Below are 15,581 nucleotides of genomic sequence, written 5' to 3'. Positions count from 1 at the left end.
TTTTTCGATGGACCGCCATGGCCCAGGCACCGCCGGGCAGCGCCTTGCCTTGGGCGATTCCCTGCTGCGTCATGAATGAGGCGGGATTCAAGGCATCCACGCCTCGAGCAGCGCAGCGGGCCGCGTGCCATACGCCTCCGCGGTGAGCTCGCGCGCGTCCCCACCGGAGTGCCTCAACGTCACCCGCAGGTGCTCACGAGGCGCGGCCTCGGGAATGCGGTCCAGCCACTCCACCAGCGAGGCGCCATCCCCGGCCTCCACCATGTCCAGGAAGCCGGTGGAGTACAGGTCGTCGTAGTTCGTCAGCCGGTACAGGTCCGCGTGGTACAGCGGAATCCGCCCCGAGTACGGATACACGATGGCGAACGTGGGGCTGGCCACCTCGGAGCGAGGCACCTCCGCGCCCTCTGCCACGCCGCGCGCCAGGTGTGTCTTCCCTGCCCCCAGCTCGCCAATCAGACCCACGAAGTCGCCCGGCTGCAGCAGCTTCCCCAGCCGTACACCGAGCGCATGTGTCTCCTCGGGCGACGTCAGCCGCAACGTCCGCACCCGCGTCGCATTCCCCGCGCTCATCGGCCCCACCGAACCCAGACATCGCAGAGTCCCTGCTCCACCAGGTCTCCGGCTATCAAACCGAGCTGCCCGCGCCGCGCCGCCACCAGGTCTCCCGCCAATCCATGGGCATACACCGCCGTCCACACCGCATCCGGCATCGGGAATGCCTGCGCCAGGAACGCGCCACACACGCCCGACAGCACATCCCCGGAGCCACCCGTGGCCATGCCCGCGTTCCCCGTGGTGTTGATGAACACGCGCCCATCCGGATGCGCCGTCAGCGTCCTGTCGCCCTTCAGCACCACCGTTACCCCAACCCCGGCGGCAAGCTGCTTCACCACCTCCAGCCGCTGCGCCTGGACCTCCTTCGACGACCGCCCCGTCAGCCGCGCCATCTCTCCCGGGTGCGGCGTGAGCACCACCGGCCCTTTGGCTCGCCGCAGCACCGACAGGTCCGCGGCCACCGCGTTCAGCGCATCCGCGTCCAGCACCGCGGGCACTTCCACGCGCGACAGCAACTCACCAATCAGCGCCCCGGTCTCCGGGCCGCGCGGAATCCCCGGCCCCATCACCAGTGCGTCCTTGCCCTCGGTCGCCGCCAGCAGCGCGTCCAGGTCTCCCATTCCCAGCGGCCCGGTCCCCTCCAGCGGGACGCCCATGATCTCCGCCGAGTGCGCCTGAATCAGGTCCAGCGCATCCCCTCGCGCCGCCACCGTGACGAGCCCCGCGCCCGAGCGTAGCGCCGCCTTCGCCACCAGCGCCGCCGCCCCCGTCTTCCCCCGGCTGCCGGCCAGCGCCAGCACGTGCCCGTAGGTGCCCTTGTGCGAGTCCGCCCTGCGCACCGGCAGCGTGCCGAGAGCGTCCGCCTCCTCCACCACCAGCAGCCTCGGCCCGGACAGCTCCTTCGAGGTCTCCCCGCCCATGCCGATGTCCACCCGGCGCACCCGCCCGCACAGCGAGGACCCGGGCTCCAGCACCTGCCCCGGCTTCAGGAAGCCGAAGGACACCGTGACATCCGCCTCCACGCACGGCGAGAACGGCTCGCCCGAGTCGCTCTGCAACCCGGAAGGCACATCCGCCGCCACCACCTTCGCCCCCGCCCGCCGCCACCGGGCGATGGCTCCAATCGCCTCCGCGAACGCCCCCGCCGGCGCGCGGCTCAGGCCCGTGCCGAACAGCGCGTCCACCACCACGTCCCCGTGCCCCAGCTCAGGCAGTGCCTCCAGCGGCCGCGGCACCACTCCGAAGCCCTTCAGCGCCGTGAGGTTCCGAGAAGCCTCCGCCGTCAGCTTCGCCACGTCCCCCACCAACGCCACCGTCACGCGCGCCCCGCCCTCCTGGAGGAAGCGCGCCGCCACCAGCCCGTCCCCACCGTTGTTCCCGGGGCCGCACACCACGGTGAAGCGCGCTTCCGGGCCGGCCACGCTCCGGGCCACCTCCGCCAGTCCGCGCCCCGCGTTCTCCATCAGCAGCGCGGAGGGCATTCCGTGATGCACTTCCGCACGCTGCTCGGCTTCGCGCATCTGGGCGGCGGTGAGAACGGGCAGCATCGGCTCAATCCCCTTTCTTCTGGAGCACCACCGTGGCCGCGGCCACGCCGGCGTCATGGGACAGCGCGAGGAAGGCCTCCAGCCCCCGCGCCTCCATCACCTCGCGAGCCACACCGGACAGCGCGAAGTACGGCGGCCCGCCGTCCCTCCGCACCTCCATGTCCTTCCAGCGGATGCCCGGCGGCGCGCCCAGCGCCTTCACCAGCGCTTCCTTCGCCGCCCACCGCGCCGCGTAGGCGCTGGCGGCGTCATGCCGCTGGCCGCACAGCGCCCGCTCCGCCTCCGTGTACACGCGGTTGAGGAACGCCTCCGCGCGCGGCCCGTCCATGATGCGCTGGATGCGGGAGATGGAGCAGATGTCCAGGCCCAGGCCGACGATTCCCATGCCGCGCTACCCCGGGTTGCGCATCAGGTCCAACATCTCCCGCACCGCCCGCTCGAAGCCCACCAGCACCGCGCGCGCCACAATCGCGTGCCCGATGTTCAGCTCGTCGATCTCCGAGATGCGCGCAATCGCCTGCACGTTGTCGTAGTTGAGCCCGTGGCCCGCCGCCACGCCCATGCCCAGCTTCGACGCCGCCTTGGCCGCGTCCACGATGCGCGCCAATTCCCTCGCGCGCTCCTTCTCGTTGCGCGCCTCGCAGTAGCGCCCCGTGTGCAGCTCGATGCGGTCCGCGTTCACCTTGTGCGACGCGCGCACCTGGTCCAGGTCCGGGTCGATGAACAGCGAGACGGCAATCTCTCCGTCCTTGAGGTTCTTGATGATCTTCGCGACGTGCTCGCGCTGGCCCGCCACCTCCAGGCCGCCCTCGGTGGTGAGCTCCTCGCGCCGCTCGGGCACCAGCGTCACCACGTCCGGCTTGTACTCGTAGGCGATCTTCACCATCTCCGCGGTGGCCGCCATCTCGAGGTTGAGCAGCGTCTGCACCGTCTCGCGGAGGATGCGCAAATCCCGGTCCTGGATGTGACGCCGGTCCTCGCGCAGGTGGATGGTGATCTGCTGCGCGCCGGCCAGCTCCGCCAGGGCCGCCGCCGTCACCGGATCCGGATACGTGGTGCGCCTCGCCTGACGCAGCGTCGCCACGTGGTCCACGTTGACACCCAGTCGCTGTCCCATCGACCGCACCTCGCTTGACGCGCGGCCCCGGGATTGTCGATGGCCCCGGTACGCGCCGACCCTTCTTTTCGCGGCCGGCGTCCGGAAGTCAACCGTCCTGAAGCGGCGCTCAGCCGTTGAGCGCCTTGGAGAGCGCGTTGCCAATCTCCTTGGCGTACGCCTCGTTCCGGGCGGCGTCCTCGCCCTCGATGAGCACGCGCACCTTGGGCTCCGTGCCGGAGAAGCGCACCAGCACGCGGCCCGACTTGCCCAACCGCTGCTCCACGCTCTTGATGGCCTTCATCACCTCCGGCAGCTCGCCCAGCTCCTTCTTCTGCTTCACCGCCACGTTGAGCAGCGTCTGGGGCACCGGCTCGAAGATGGAGGCCAGCTCGCTCAGCGGCTTGCCCGCGCGGCACATGACCGCCAGCAACTGCAGCGCCGCCAGGGTGCCGTCGCCGGTGGTGGTGTGGTCCAGGAAGATGAGGTGGCCGCTCTGCTCGCCGCCCAGGTTGTAGCCGTTGCGGCGCATCTCATCGACGACGTGGCGGTCGCCCACGCGGGTGCGGGCCACCTTCACGCCCCAGCGCGACACCGCGCGCTCCAGGCCGATGTTGCTCATCACCGTGGCCACGAGCGTCTTCTTCTTGAGCTGCTTGCGCGCCACGAGCTCGCTCGTGCAGATGGCCATGATGGCGTCGCCGTCCACGACCTTGCCCTTCTCGTCCACGACGATGAGCCGGTCCGCGTCACCATCCAGCGCGATGCCCAGGTGGGCGCCGTGCTTCACCACCATGCGAGCCAGGTTCTCCGGGTAGAGCGCGCCGCACTTGTGGTTGATGTTCTTCCCGTCCGGCTCCACGCCGAGCGTAATCACCTTGGCGCCCAGCTCCTCCAGCACGGAGGGGGCCGTCCTGTAGGCCGCGCCGTTGGCGCAGTCGACGACGATGGTCATCCCCTCCAGCGTCAGCTCGCGGGGGAAGGTGGCCTTCAGGTAGACGATGTAGCGGCCGCGCGCGTCCTCCATGCGGAACGCCCGGCCAATCTTCGTCGCCGTGGGGCGGATGGAGTCGATGGAGCCGCTGGACACCAGCTCCTCAATCTTCCCCTCCGTCTCGTCCGGCAGCTTGAAGCCGTCGCGCCAGAAGAACTTGATGCCGTTGTCCTCGTACGGGTTGTGGGAAGCGGAGATGACCGCGCCCGCGTCCGCCCGCATGGAGGTGGTGAGGTTGGAGATGCCCGGCGTCGGCAGCGGGCCCACGAGCTCCACGTCCACGCCCATGGAGATGATGCCGGCGGCCAGCGCCTGCTCGAGCATGTAGCCCGACAGCCGCGTGTCCTTGCCGATGATGACGCGGTGACGGTGCGGCCCGTTGCGGATGAGGAACGCGAGCGCACGCCCGAGCTGCATCGCCACCTCGGCCGTCATCGGGTAGACGTTCGCCTTGCCGCGCACGCCGTCCGTACCGAACAGCTTCTGCGACGCCCGCACCTCCTTCGGAGGCATGTTCATCCTGTACGCCATGTGTGCCGCTCCACCTTTCCCACGCCGGGCCTGCGCCGGCCGCTCGACGTCGGGGCTTATACCCCGCCCTCAGTCCGGGCTCGAAGCTACGAACCTGGTGCTCCCCGGGCAACCGCCCAGGCATGCAGGCTTATCAACCTCGAAGAGGTTGCGAAATCAGTGCCGCCCCCTTCCATGGGGGCTCCGCCCCGCTGTCTGCTCTCCAGCGGTGCCCGAGCGTCCACACTCCGAGGACTGAAAGCCACACCAAATTACCGTCCGTACAGCGCGCCCCCCTCCAAACCTTGCCGGATGGCATCCGCCACGGCGAGCGCGTCCCGGGCCTCCGCCACGTCGTGCACCCGGACCACCTCCGCGCCCCCCATGGCCGCCACCGCGGCGATGGAGCCCAGCGTCGCCGCCAGCCGCTCGGCCGCTGGCTTGCCCCCCGTGAGCTTCCCGAGGAAGCCCTTGCGGCTGGTGCCCACCAGCAGCGGCAGCCCCAGCACGCGCAGTTCGCCCAGGCGGCGCAGCAGGTAGAGGTTGTGGTCGAACGACTTCCCGAAGCCGATGCCCGGGTCCAGGAGGATGCGCCCCCGGGGCACGCCCGCGGCCTCCGCCCGCGCCACGGCGTCCTCCAGGAAGGCCAGCACCTCGTCCACCAGGTCGTCGTACCGCGGCGCCTGCTGCATGGTGGCCGGAGTGCCCTGGATGTGCATGAGGCAACAGGCCGCGCCCGCCTCGGCCACCACGCGCGGCAGGCCGGGGTCGGAGAAGCCGGTGATGTCGTTGATGAGGTGCGCGCCCGCCTTCAGCGCCTCGCGCGCCACCGCCGCCTTGGTGGTGTCCACCGACAGGGGGACGGACGTGCGGGCGCACAGTCCCTCGATGACCGGCAGCACCCGCGCCAGCTCCTCCTCCGCGCTCACCGGCTGTGAGCCGGGACGGGTGGACTCTCCACCTACATCGAGAATGTCGGCGCCCGCCTCGGCCAGCGCCACGCCGTGGTTGATGGTGGCCTCCGTGCCGAAGTAGCGCCCGCCGTCGGAGAAGCTGTCCGGCGTCGCATTCACCACGCCCATGACGTAGGTGCGCGTACCCCACTCGAAGGTGCGCCCACCCAGCGCCAGCGCGGCCGGCGCCCTGCCCGCCTCGAGCGCCCGCTCCAGCGCCAAGGCCAGGGAGGGGGCTTGCGGGCGCGCCGCGGCCAGCAGCCGGTCGAACTGCTCCCTGCGCCCGGAGAGCAGCCCCACTCCCGGCCTCGCCTTGGCGTCGCCGGTCGCCCACGCGGGGTACTCCTCGCGCCCGGGCGCGGTGGAGGCCTCGTGGAGCGACTGGAGGAAGCGTCCCTCGTCCCGGGACAGCCCCGTGAGGAGCACCTGCGCGTGGGGGAGCTTCTCCAGCAGGTACTCGCGGGCGGTGGTGGGCAGCCCCATCCGCCGGAAGGCCAGCACCAGGTCTTCCGGACGGTCTGCGGAAATCGGACGGGCTCGAATCATGGCAGGCGCACCCTAGCCCTCGTTTCGTCCAATGGGTGGAACGATGCGTTCCATTCCGGCCATCTGGTGGGACGGGGCTCGCGGACACATGTTGAGTGCGGAGGCGGGAAGGCCCTCCTCCCCAGGAAAGACAAGGAGCACTCCATGATGACGATTCGCCCCTCTGAAGCGCGCGGCCATGCGGACCACGGCTGGCTGGACTCCCACCACACCTTCTCGTTCGCGAGCTACTACGACCCGGACTTCATGGGCTTCCGCGCCCTGCGCGTCATCAACGAGGACCGTGTCACGGCCGGCGAGGGCTTCGGCACCCACCCGCACCGGGACATGGAAATCATCACCTACCCCCTCAGCGGGGCCATTGCCCACCGTGACAGCACGGGCGGCGAGGGCCTGCTGCGCGCGGGCGAGGTGCAGCGGATGACGGCCGGCACCGGCGTGCTGCACAGCGAGATGAACGGCGCTGACGAGGAGCTGCACTTCCTGCAGATCTGGATCCTCCCCGAGCAGCGGGGCCTGAAGCCCGGGTACGAGCAGAAGGCATTTCCCGAGTCCGAGAGAAAGGGCCGCTGGAGAGTGGTGGCCAGCCGCGACGCCCGCGAAGGCAGCCTCACCGTGCACCAGGACATGTCGCTGCACGCCACGCTGCTGGGCCCGGGCGAGAAGGCCGAGTACACGCTGGCTCCAGGCCGTCACGCCTGGCTGCAGATGGCGCGAGGCCAGGGCACGCTCAACGGCGTGGAGCTGAAGGCCGGTGACGGCGTGGCCGTGTCCGACGAGTCCCGGCTGGTCCTCACCGCCTCCGAGCCGCTCGAGGCCCTGCTGTTCGACCTGGCCTGACGAGCGCCGGGCCCGCTGAAAAACAAAAGGCCCTCCCCACTGCCGGGGAGGGCCTTCGTCGTTTCATCCGCGGAAGTGGCGCGCCTTACGCCTTCTTCGGCTCCATCGCCGGCAGGCCCTCGAGCGCGTCGAGGATCTTCCGCTTGTCCTTCTTCTCCGTGGCCTTCGGCGGCGCGTTGATGCGCGGAGCCGGGCGCTCACGGGTGAGCTGGCCGCCCTGCAGGAGGATGTTCACGTCCTCGGCGTCGAGCGTCTCGTACTCCACCAGCGCGTCGGAGACACGCTTGAGGGCCTCGATGTTCTCCGTCAGCAGCTGCTTGCCCTTCTCGTAGCAGCCCACGACGATGTTGCGCACCTCGGCGTCAATCTGCCGCGCGGTGTCCTCGGAGTAGTCCTTGGACGAGTTGAAGTCGCGGCCCAGGAACACCTCGCCGTCGCTCTTGCCGAAGGCCAGGGGGCCCATCTTCTCGCTCATGCCCCAGCGGCACACCATGGCGCGCGCCGTCTCGGTGGCGCGCTCGATGTCGTTCGCCGCGCCGCTGCTCATCTCGTTGAACATGAGCTCTTCGGCGATGCGGCCGCCCATGGCCATGGAGATCTGGTCGAGCATCTGCTTCTTGTAGCCGTTGACCTTGTCCTCGGTGGGCAGGCTCCAGGTGACGCCCAGGGCCTGGCCGCGCGGGATGATGGTGACCTTGTGGAGGGGGTCGCAGCCCGGCAGCAGCTTGGCCAGCAGCGCGTGGCCCGCCTCGTGGACGGCGGTGTTCCGCTTCTCCTTCTCGGTCATGATCATGGACCGGCGCTCCGGGCCCATGAAGACCTTGTCCTTGGCGGCCTCGAAGTCGCTCAGGTCCACGCGCTCCTTGTTCTGCCGCGCGGCCATCAGCGCCGACTCGTTGACGAGGTTCTCCAGGTCCGCGCCCGTCATGCCCGGCGTTCCGCGGGCGATGACGTCCAGCTCCACCTCGGGCGCCAGCGGCACGCGGCGGGTGTGCACCTTCAGCACGCCCAGGCGGCCCTTCAGGTCGGGACGCGGTACCACGATGCGCCGGTCGAAGCGGCCGGGGCGCTGCAGCGCGGGGTCCAGCACGTCCGGGCGGTTGGTGGCGGCAATCAGGATGACGCCGTCGTTGGACTCGAAGCCGTCCATCTCCACGAGGAGCTGGTTGAGCGTCTGCTCGCGCTCGTCATGGCCTCCGCCGAGGCCCGCGCCACGGTGGCGGCCCACGGCGTCGATTTCGTCGATGAAGATGATGCAGGGGGCGTTCTTCTTGCCCTGCTCGAACAGGTCGCGCACGCGGCTGGCGCCGACGCCCACGAACATCTCCACGAAGTCCGAGCCGGAGATGGAGAAGAACGGCACGCCGGCCTCACCGGCCACCGCGCGGGCCAGCAGCGTCTTGCCCGTGCCCGGGGGGCCCATCATCAGCACGCCCTTGGGGATGCGGCCGCCCAGCTTGGTGAACTTCTTGGGGTCCTTCAGGAAGGCGACGATCTCCTCCAGCTCTTCCTTGCACTCGTCCACGCCGGCCACGTCCGCGAAGGTGACCTTGTTGTGGCTCTCGCTCAGGAGCTTGGCCTTCGACTTGCCGAAGGTCATCGCCTTGCCGCTGCCGCCCTGGAGCTGGCGCATGAAGAAGATGAAGAAGAGGAACAGGAAGACGACCGGCATCCACTGACCGAGGATGGTCAGCCAGAGGCTGTTCTGCTCCTCCCGCTCGTACTTCACGTCCACGCCGTTGGCGCGGAGCTGGTTGAGCATGGCCGCGTCCGGCGCGGGGCCCGTCGTACGGAACTTCTCGCTCGTATCGACGAACTTGCCGGAGTAGGTGTTGCCCTTGACCGCGACCTCCTTGACCTTCTTCTCCTCCACCTTCGACAGAAGCTGGGTGAAGGAGGGCTCCTGGACCTGGTCACTGCCCTGGGAGAAGAAGTTGTAGAAGGCGACGAAGAGGACGATCAGGATGACCCAGAGCCCGATGGTCTTGTAAGTCGAACGCACGTGTCAGCTGCCCTTTCGGTACTCGGCGGGATGAGGGCCGCGCTGGGAAGAACCCCAGCTTTTTCCATCATTTGGCCGACACCAGGCGAGCCACCCAGCGTCGGACCGTATCAGCAACAGCAAAAAGCCCTCAACTATTTACGGGGGCCGCGGCCATCCCCGGACTGCATTCATTCCACTCTATAACGAAGGGGTCCGCTGAATGCTCGGACCCGGAGGCGCCGCCCACAGCGCGTGGCCGGACGCGACATCGGGCGGTGGGGGTGACCACAACCCCGGGAGCCACAGCACCTGCCCCCCGGCGTCGGCCACCACCGGCCACGCGGCGCGCGCCTCCGCGGGCACCCGAAGGTCTACCAACACGTCCTGGAGTTTTCGTTGTCCCGCCGCGGTGCGGAGGCGATCGCCCGGCTGGCGCGTCCGCACGGTGAGCGGCCAGCGCGTCCCTTCCGCGAGCACCAGCCCGTGGACGCCCATGGGTGGAGGGCCGGACTCCACGGCGAAACTCCATCCCGTGCCCTCCAGCAGCCCTCGCGTCCCCGGGCCGTCCAGCCGCAGCACCGGTGAGCGCGCCGGCTCCAGTTGGACGCAGCGCACGCGTCCGCTCGCCGCGCGCAGCTGGAGCTTCCGGCCGAGCGAGGCCACCCCTCCGCGCTCCACCGCGCGCAGCACGCGCGCCAGCATGGCGTCGTCCGCGGGCACCCCCGCTTCGCCCAGCAGCCGGACGAGCACCCTGCGCCGGAGCGGCGGCTCCAGGGCGCGCACGCCCACCGCCTCCAGGCTCCCGTCCTCCAGCCGCAGCCTCCGCCACGCCTCCTCCGCCAGGCCCGCCAGCAGCGCGTCGTCTTCCGCCGCCAGGCGCGCGAAGGCGGCCAGCCGCTCCTCCACCGCGTAGCCCGCCGCGCGCGACAGGGCAGGCAGCACGTCGCGCCGGATGCGCGTCCGGAAGAGCGCCGGGTCCGCGTTCATGGGGTCTGTCGAGTAGCCGACACCCTCTTCCTCCAGGAAGGACTCCACCTCCGCGCGCGTGCGCTCGAGCAGTGGGCGGATGAGCCCCGGGCGGGCAGCCTGGATGCCGCCCGCCCCTCGAAGCGCCGTGCCGCGCGCGAGCCGCATCAGGAGCGTCTCCGCCTGGTCGCTCGCCGTGTGGGCCGTGGCCACGGCCATCAACCCGCGCTCGTGCCGGAGCGTCTCCAGCGCCGCGTAGCGGGCCTCTCGCGCTCGCGCCTCCACGCCCGCTCCAGGCCGCAGGTGCAGCTCGCGCACGTGGCACGGCAGCCCCAGCCCGGCGGCCAGCCGGACGACCGCCTGGACCTCGGCCCGCGACTCCGGCCGAAGGCCATGGTCCAGCGTGGCGACCTCCACCCGGAGCTTCAGCCGGGGAGCCACGTGCGCGGTGCCCACCAGCAGCGCGGTGGAGTCCGCGCCTCCCGAGACGGCGAGCAACACCGAGCCTCCGAGGAGGCCAAGGCGCGTGTACGCCTCCTCCAGCGTCTTCGTCAGCAACCGGGTCTGGGGAGCAGTGCGAGGCATCGGACAGCGGCGGAATGGAGTGTCGTCTGACGGGGTTACAGATGCGCGGTGCGGTTGAAGGTAGGGGGGACGGTTCTTATGATCGTCACACCGGATGGGCGTGGGCGCGGAAGCGGAAATAGGCGCTACCGCAGGTGTTGTTGAGAGGACGGTCGAATTTCAAGGTGTTGGGCCTAGGGGTCCCCCCCCTCCCCCTCTGGGCCCACGGGTCCGCCAGGAGATGCACTCCCGGCGGTCCCTCTTTCCGAAGCGCCCCGGACGTCCCTCGTGGAGGTCCGGGGCGTTTCCATTTTCGCGCCACGCTGCACACGTCAGGTGCGACTGCACGCGCCCGCATGTGTGCCCAGCGGGCGCGGAATGAGTCGTCCGAAACCGTTGACCCACTTGGGAGTCTGTCGGATAACGACCCCGGTGTGTTCAGGTCGTCACCTCGAATCCGCCCCGGAGACCCAGGTATGGCAGGCACGGACAAGCGCAAGCAGTCGCTGTACTTCCCCGAGGAGATGCTGAAGGAGATCCAGGAGGAGGCGACGCGGCAGGACCGCTCGCTGTCGTGGGTCGTGCAGCAGGCGTGGAAGATCGCCCGTGAGCGCATCAAGTCGTTCCCCGCTGTCAATGACGTGACTGGCGACGAGCGCCAGGACCCACGGGAGGAGTAGCGAGGGCATGGCCACGACCGACCATCGCAAGCAGAGTCTCTACTTCCCCGAAGACATGCTGGAAGAGATCCAGCGTGAGGCGACGCGGCAGGACCGCTCGCTGTCGTGGATTGTCCAGCAGGCGTGGAAGGTGGCCCGCGGCGACATCCGGAAGATGCCTTCCGTGAATGACGTGCTGAGCCCCCCGCCCCGTCCCGCGCCGGCCCCCGTGGCTCCGGCGGCGGCCCCCTCGGCCGCGCAGCCCCTGGCGGCGGTCGCGGCGGCTCCGTCCTCGGACGAGCCCAAGTAGCCGCATCACCCGGGCCCGCGCCCGGCCCCCGGCGCTCATCCGCCGGCGGGCCGCGCGGGAAGGGCACAGTGGTCAAAGGTGACTCCCGGCCCCTCGACGAGGGTGTGCCGTGTCGGCCGGGGACCACGCAGAGGCCCCCGCCCTGAAGCACTCCGCTCCATCCGAGGCTCTCTCGGGCGTCGTTTTTTTGCCGGGTCCTCCATGCCGTGCGAGGGATCGCCGCACTCCATGCGCGACTCGCTCGCCTTGCACCTCGCACTGTTCCGCCGCCAGAGGGCACAAATTGCCCGAGTCGTGGACGGTCAGACTGAAGCCTTCCGAGCCTACGAGGCCCGTTACCGGCGTCGCACCGCCGGGTACCGGCGCATCGTGACGCCGCCGGCCGTGCACCAGCAGGTGCAGGCCTCGGACGTGGTGTACGTGGGCGACTACCACACGCTCCCGCTCGCGCAGGAGACGTACCTCATGCTGGTGGAGCGCGCGCTCGCCTCGGGCCGCCGCGTGGTCATGGCGCTCGAGTGCGTGGAGGGCCGCCACCAGGCCTCCGTGGACGCGTGGCTCGCGGGGAGGCTGCCGGAGCGCTCGCTGCTGTCGCGGCTGGGGCTGACCTCGGGCGCCTCGGGCTTCGGCTCCGGGGCGGGCCCGCGTGCCCTGCTCTCCTTCGCGCGGCGGCACCGGCTGGAGGTGGTGGGTATCGACCGGCGCGCGCAGGGGGAGCGCTCGCTGGCGCTGCGCGATGCCTACGCGGCGGAGCGGATTGCCCGTGTGGCTCGCGCGGAGGACCGGCCGCTCGTCATGGTGCTGGTGGGCCAGTACCACGTGGCGCCCTGTCACCTGCCCGCGCAGGTGGAGCGGGCGCTCGGCGCGGACGCGCGGCGGGGACTGGTGGTGTACCAGAACGCCGAGGGCGTCTGGTGGAGGCTGGCGCGCGAGGGCCGCGTGGGCGCGGCGGAGGCGGTGGAGCTGGCGGACGGCTCGCTGTGCCTGCTGAACGCGTCCCCCGTCGTCTGCCAGCAGAGCTTCCTGGACTACCTGGAGGCGGAGGCCGGAGACGCTCCGCTGGTGGACCGGAGCGCCGCGGAGCGGTTCCGGGAGATGTCCGAGCTCATCGGCCGGCTGGCGGGCGTGCCGGTGGGACGGGCGCTGGACTCGGTGGAGGTGGCGACGGTGGCGGATGGTGACGTGCTGGCGCGCATCCAGCGGCGCGGGCGCTTCACGCACTCCGAGCTGGCGCAGCTCCGCCGCCACATCCTGTCGCGGGAGAGCGGCTACATCCCCCGGGCGCGGATGGCCTGGCTCGCATCGCTGTCACTGAACCACGCCGCGGAAGAGGCGGCGCACTTCGTCCGGCACTGCGCGGTGGGCGACGCCATGGAGGCGCCCCGCCGCGCGTCCGAGGCCTTCTACGCGCGCTGCATGGAAGAGGCGCTGGGCTTCTTCGGCTCCAAGCTGGTGAACCCGCGCCGCTCGTGCCCGGGGCTCGCCGAGTGGGCGAAGCGCTTCGGCGAGGGCCGCGGCGTGGAGAGGCAGATCGCCGCCTTCGTGCTGGCGCACAAGGCCGCGGAGACCGAGGGGCCCGAGGAGGCCGTGAAGCTGCTCCCCCTGCGCAAGGACCGGCTCTTCCACGGTGTCAGCCACGCCCTGGGCTACCTGCTGGGGGACAGGCTGTACCAGGCCTTCGACGAGGGCCGCGTGGCCAGGCCCGAGGTGCAGGCGCTGTTCCGCGACCCGTTCGAGGACCCGCGAGGCGCGTACTTCGCCTGGAACGAGCGTCTGGGCACCGGCGGCAGGGCGTCCGCCGGGACACAGGGCTGACGGACGGCTGCCGAACCCCGGGAGCTACGGCTTCTGGGCGTCGGCCGGCTTCATCGCGCTCTTCACCTTCTCGCGGAAGGCGCGCATGCGCTCCCGCAGCTTCTGCCGCTGGTCCTCGGAGAGCTGGCCTCCCGCCGCCTCACGCTGCGCCTTCATCTCCTCGCGGAGCTGCCGCCCCTCGGCCCTGAACTGGTCGGCCTGGGCCTGGGTGAGGCGCCCCTCGGCCACCGCCCGGTCGAACCGGTGCTCCATGCGCTGGAGCTTCCTCTCGTGCTTGAACCGCTTGTGGCCTTCGCCCCCGTGGCAGGACATGCCCTGCTCGGCGCCAGGCGCGGGGGCCGGCGTGGCCGTGGTTTCGGCGGCCAGCACCGGAGTGGCGAGCAGCAGCGACACAACGACAGCGGACCGCAGGGCGGACGTCAGACGCATGATGGGATTCTCCTGGTTCATGAGGACGACGGGACGGGTGTGTCCCATCGCCTCCTGCCCTGAAGAACCCCACGCACGGCGGAAGGTTAAATCCGCCTCCGCCCCGGCCCCGGGACGTCCCACCGGAGCCCGGGCCCCTGCCCCACGTCCTACCGCGACGCAGGCTTCACCGCGCGAGTGGCGATGAAGCCGGAGAGGTACTCGGACAGCGTGTCTCCCGGCACGTGCTTGTCCTCGAAGAGGCCGGTGATGGCGAAGCCCGCGTCCGTCTGCCCGCCGAGCTGGTCCTCCAGCGAGTGCGCGACACAAAGGGGCTCACCGCTGTACCGGGCACGCTCCGCGTCCGTGAGGCTGGTGAAGTCCGAGTACGGCATCTTGTACTTGAGCTGCATCACCCCCTGCTTCTCCAGGTCCGGGTCGAACAGGAAGATGACGGGGTTGCAGACTCCGGACAGCAGCACGCCCCCCGGGCGCAGCACGCGGTACGCCTCACGCCACACCGGGCGGAGGGTGTCCACGAAGCAGTTGGAGCACGGGTGGAAGACGAGGTCGAAGCTGCCGTCCGCGAAGACGGACAGGTCGCGCATGTCCCCCTCCACCAGCCGCAGCTCCAGGCCCTCGCGCTCCGCCACCAGGCGGTCCTGCCCGAGCTGCGCCGGCGAGTTGTCCAGCACCGTCACCCGAGCCCCCGCCGCCGCGAGCACCGGCGCCTGCTGCCCGCCCGCGCCCGCCAGGCACAGCACGTCCTTGCCGGCCAGGTCCCCGAACCACTCGCGCGGCACCGGCTTGTTGGGGGTGAGCACCACGCTCCACTCACCGCGCCGCGCGGCGGCGACGACCTCCGGGCCCACCGGTATCGTCCACCGGTCACCCTTCGTCACCTGCCGGTCCCACGCCTCACGGTTGTACCGCCGTATGTCCACGTCAAGTGTCATGCAGCACCCGTCCTTCCATGCCTCCGGCCACGGTGATGACCTCGCCCGTCACGTGGCCGGAGATGCGGTCCGACGCGAGTGACACCACCACCCGCGCCACGTCTTCCGGCCGGCCCACCTTGCGCAGCGGCATGGTGCGCGTCACGCGCTTCACGAAGCCCGGGTCGTTCAGCTTGTCGCCGTGCCGCTCCACCGCCGTCCATCCGGGGCACACCACGTTGACGCGGCCCAGGGGCGCGATGCGTCCCAGCTCGTTCTTCAGGCTCTTGACGAAGCCGCCCGCCAGCGCGCCCTTCGCGGCCGCGTAGTCCGAGTGCCCCGCCTCGCCGAACAGCCCCGCCGTGGAGCTGATGATGACGATGTTGCCCGTGCCCGTGGTGGCCACGTGCCGCAGGAAGGCGCGGCAGCACAGGAACACACTGTCCAGGTTCTCCGCCAGCGTGCGGCGCCAGCGCGCCAGCGACATCTGCCACACCGGCTCGTCGGGCGCGGGCCACACGCCCGCGTTGCACACCAGCACGTCCAGCCGCCCCAGCGCCGACACCGCCGCGGGCACCAGCGCGTCCACGTCCGGCTCCACCGTCAGGTCCGCGTGCACCGCCGCGCCGCCCACCTCGCGCGCCAGCGCCTCCGCGCCCTTCGCGCTGGAGTGGTAGTGCACCGCCACCTTCGCGCCCTCCTCGGCGAAGGCACGGGTCAGCGCCGTGCCGATTCCCCCCGCGCCGCCCGTGACGAGCACGCCCCTGCCCTTCAGCTCCGTGTCCATTTCGGTCGTCCCTTCTGGGCCCTGACCTCGCCGGAAGCCGGGCACACCGGTGGCGTGTCCGAATGCCCCCGACGGAGCAGGACCGTGGTTCCTGACAGCGTTTCGAGGT

The 15,581-nt window shown here is 70.7% G+C and carries 15 protein-coding genes; 4 read left to right on the top strand and 11 right to left on the bottom strand.

Annotated features, from left to right (window positions below):
- Positions 1–87 precede the first annotated feature (87 nt).
- From tsaE to folP, 6 genes are all read right to left on the bottom strand, one after another.
- On the bottom strand, positions 88–573 hold the full coding sequence (tsaE, locus tag K8638_RS42540) for a tRNA (adenosine(37)-N6)-threonylcarbamoyltransferase complex ATPase subunit type 1 TsaE (protein ID WP_223760514.1): 486 nt from the start codon (positions 571–573) through the stop codon (positions 88–90).
- Positions 570–2,105 carry an NAD(P)H-hydrate dehydratase gene (locus tag K8638_RS42535; protein WP_223760513.1) on the bottom strand — a complete coding sequence of 512 codons (1,536 nt, stop codon included), beginning with the start codon at positions 2,103–2,105 and terminating at the stop codon, positions 570–572. Before K8638_RS42535 ends, tsaE begins: the two co-directional genes overlap by 4 nt.
- Positions 2,106–2,109: 4 nt before the next feature.
- Positions 2,110–2,490 carry a holo-ACP synthase gene (gene acpS, locus K8638_RS42530; RefSeq protein ID WP_223760512.1) on the bottom strand — a complete coding sequence of 127 codons (381 nt, stop codon included), beginning with the start codon at positions 2,488–2,490 and terminating at the stop codon, positions 2,110–2,112.
- Positions 2,491–2,496: 6 nt separating this feature from the next.
- Positions 2,497–3,222 (bottom strand): pyridoxine 5'-phosphate synthase, encoded by a 726-nt coding sequence (locus tag K8638_RS42525; protein ID WP_223760511.1) that lies wholly within the window; start codon positions 3,220–3,222, stop codon positions 2,497–2,499.
- Positions 3,223–3,331: 109 nt separating this feature from the next.
- Positions 3,332–4,726 (bottom strand): phosphoglucosamine mutase, encoded by a 1,395-nt coding sequence (gene glmM / locus K8638_RS42520; RefSeq protein ID WP_223760510.1) that lies wholly within the window; start codon positions 4,724–4,726, stop codon positions 3,332–3,334.
- A gap of 251 nt (positions 4,727–4,977) precedes the next feature.
- A complete protein-coding gene (gene folP / locus K8638_RS42515) occupies positions 4,978–6,204 on the bottom strand; it encodes a dihydropteroate synthase (RefSeq protein ID WP_223760509.1) in 1,227 nt (408 codons plus the stop codon).
- Between the two features lie 144 nt (positions 6,205–6,348).
- On the opposite strand from folP, the gene K8638_RS42510 reads away from it, so the two are divergent.
- Positions 6,349–7,044: a pirin family protein gene (locus K8638_RS42510; protein ID WP_223760508.1), complete on the top strand. Its 696-nt coding sequence runs from the start codon at positions 6,349–6,351 to the stop codon at positions 7,042–7,044.
- Positions 7,045–7,129: 85 nt separating this feature from the next.
- Here the strand turns inward: K8638_RS42510 and ftsH are convergent, their stop codons facing one another.
- Both ftsH and tilS read right to left on the bottom strand, forming a co-directional pair.
- The gene (gene ftsH / locus K8638_RS42505) at positions 7,130–9,046 is read right to left on the bottom strand and encodes an ATP-dependent zinc metalloprotease FtsH (protein WP_223760507.1); all 1,917 of its coding nucleotides are present in this window, start codon (positions 9,044–9,046) and stop codon (positions 7,130–7,132) included.
- 180 nt (positions 9,047–9,226) lie between these two features.
- Positions 9,227–10,579 carry a tRNA lysidine(34) synthetase TilS gene (gene tilS / locus K8638_RS42500; RefSeq protein WP_223760506.1) on the bottom strand — a complete coding sequence of 451 codons (1,353 nt, stop codon included), beginning with the start codon at positions 10,577–10,579 and terminating at the stop codon, positions 9,227–9,229.
- 455 nt (positions 10,580–11,034) lie between these two features.
- On the opposite strand from tilS, the gene K8638_RS42495 reads away from it, so the two are divergent.
- The 3 genes from K8638_RS42495 to K8638_RS42485 all read left to right on the top strand — a co-directional run bounded on the left by K8638_RS42495 (position 11,035) and on the right by K8638_RS42485 (position 13,342).
- Positions 11,035–11,238 (top strand): TIGR04563 family protein, encoded by a 204-nt coding sequence (locus tag K8638_RS42495; RefSeq protein WP_002638649.1) that lies wholly within the window; start codon positions 11,035–11,037, stop codon positions 11,236–11,238.
- Between the two features lie 7 nt (positions 11,239–11,245).
- Positions 11,246–11,527: a TIGR04563 family protein gene (locus K8638_RS42490; protein WP_223760505.1), complete on the top strand. Its 282-nt coding sequence runs from the start codon at positions 11,246–11,248 to the stop codon at positions 11,525–11,527.
- 228 nt (positions 11,528–11,755) lie between these two features.
- Entirely contained in the window at positions 11,756–13,342 is a 1,587-nt protein-coding gene (locus K8638_RS42485; RefSeq protein ID WP_223760504.1) for a ChaN family lipoprotein, read from the top strand.
- 24 nt (positions 13,343–13,366) lie between these two features.
- On the opposite strand, the gene K8638_RS42480 is transcribed toward K8638_RS42485, so the two are convergent.
- The 3 genes from K8638_RS42480 to K8638_RS42470 form a co-directional block, all read right to left on the bottom strand.
- The gene (locus K8638_RS42480) at positions 13,367–13,771 is read right to left on the bottom strand and encodes a hypothetical protein (RefSeq protein ID WP_223760503.1); all 405 of its coding nucleotides are present in this window, start codon (positions 13,769–13,771) and stop codon (positions 13,367–13,369) included.
- Between the two features lie 149 nt (positions 13,772–13,920).
- Positions 13,921–14,706, bottom strand: a complete 786-nt coding sequence (locus K8638_RS42475) for a class I SAM-dependent methyltransferase (RefSeq protein ID WP_223760502.1) — start codon at positions 14,704–14,706, stop codon at positions 13,921–13,923.
- Complete coding sequence (locus K8638_RS42470) at positions 14,696–15,472, bottom strand: SDR family NAD(P)-dependent oxidoreductase (protein WP_223760501.1); 777 nt, start codon at positions 15,470–15,472, stop codon at positions 14,696–14,698. Before K8638_RS42470 ends, K8638_RS42475 begins: the two co-directional genes overlap by 11 nt.
- Positions 15,473–15,581: the final 109 nt, after the last annotated feature.

The sequence above is a fragment of the Myxococcus sp. RHSTA-1-4 genome, from assembly GCF_020037125.1.
Classification (GTDB): domain Bacteria; phylum Myxococcota; class Myxococcia; order Myxococcales; family Myxococcaceae; genus Myxococcus.
Note: the sequence above shows the minus strand (reverse complement) of the source record. Positions and strands in the feature narration are given on the sequence as shown.

What these genes read in the sequence shown, in the direction of transcription:
- tsaE (WP_223760514.1), bottom strand. Translation starts at nt 573, where the DNA reads ATGAGCGCGGGGAATGCGACGCGGGTGCGGACGTTGCGGCTGACGTCG.
- K8638_RS42535 (WP_223760513.1), bottom strand. Translation starts at nt 2,105, where the DNA reads ATGCTGCCCGTTCTCACCGCCGCCCAGATGCGCGAAGCCGAGCAGCGT.
- acpS (WP_223760512.1), bottom strand. Translation starts at nt 2,490, where the DNA reads ATGGGAATCGTCGGCCTGGGCCTGGACATCTGCTCCATCTCCCGCATC.
- K8638_RS42525 (WP_223760511.1), bottom strand. Translation starts at nt 3,222, where the DNA reads ATGGGACAGCGACTGGGTGTCAACGTGGACCACGTGGCGACGCTGCGT.
- glmM (WP_223760510.1), bottom strand. Translation starts at nt 4,726, where the DNA reads ATGGCGTACAGGATGAACATGCCTCCGAAGGAGGTGCGGGCGTCGCAG.
- folP (WP_223760509.1), bottom strand. Translation starts at nt 6,204, where the DNA reads ATGATTCGAGCCCGTCCGATTTCCGCAGACCGTCCGGAAGACCTGGTG.
- K8638_RS42510 (WP_223760508.1), top strand. Translation starts at nt 6,349, where the DNA reads ATGATGACGATTCGCCCCTCTGAAGCGCGCGGCCATGCGGACCACGGC.
- tilS (WP_223760506.1), bottom strand. Translation starts at nt 10,579, where the DNA reads ATGCCTCGCACTGCTCCCCAGACCCGGTTGCTGACGAAGACGCTGGAG.
- K8638_RS42495 (WP_002638649.1), top strand. Translation starts at nt 11,035, where the DNA reads ATGGCAGGCACGGACAAGCGCAAGCAGTCGCTGTACTTCCCCGAGGAG.
- K8638_RS42490 (WP_223760505.1), top strand. Translation starts at nt 11,246, where the DNA reads ATGGCCACGACCGACCATCGCAAGCAGAGTCTCTACTTCCCCGAAGAC.
- K8638_RS42485 (WP_223760504.1), top strand. Translation starts at nt 11,756, where the DNA reads ATGCGCGACTCGCTCGCCTTGCACCTCGCACTGTTCCGCCGCCAGAGG.
- K8638_RS42480 (WP_223760503.1), bottom strand. Translation starts at nt 13,771, where the DNA reads ATGCGTCTGACGTCCGCCCTGCGGTCCGCTGTCGTTGTGTCGCTGCTG.
- K8638_RS42475 (WP_223760502.1), bottom strand. Translation starts at nt 14,706, where the DNA reads ATGACACTTGACGTGGACATACGGCGGTACAACCGTGAGGCGTGGGAC.
- K8638_RS42470 (WP_223760501.1), bottom strand. Translation starts at nt 15,472, where the DNA reads ATGGACACGGAGCTGAAGGGCAGGGGCGTGCTCGTCACGGGCGGCGCG.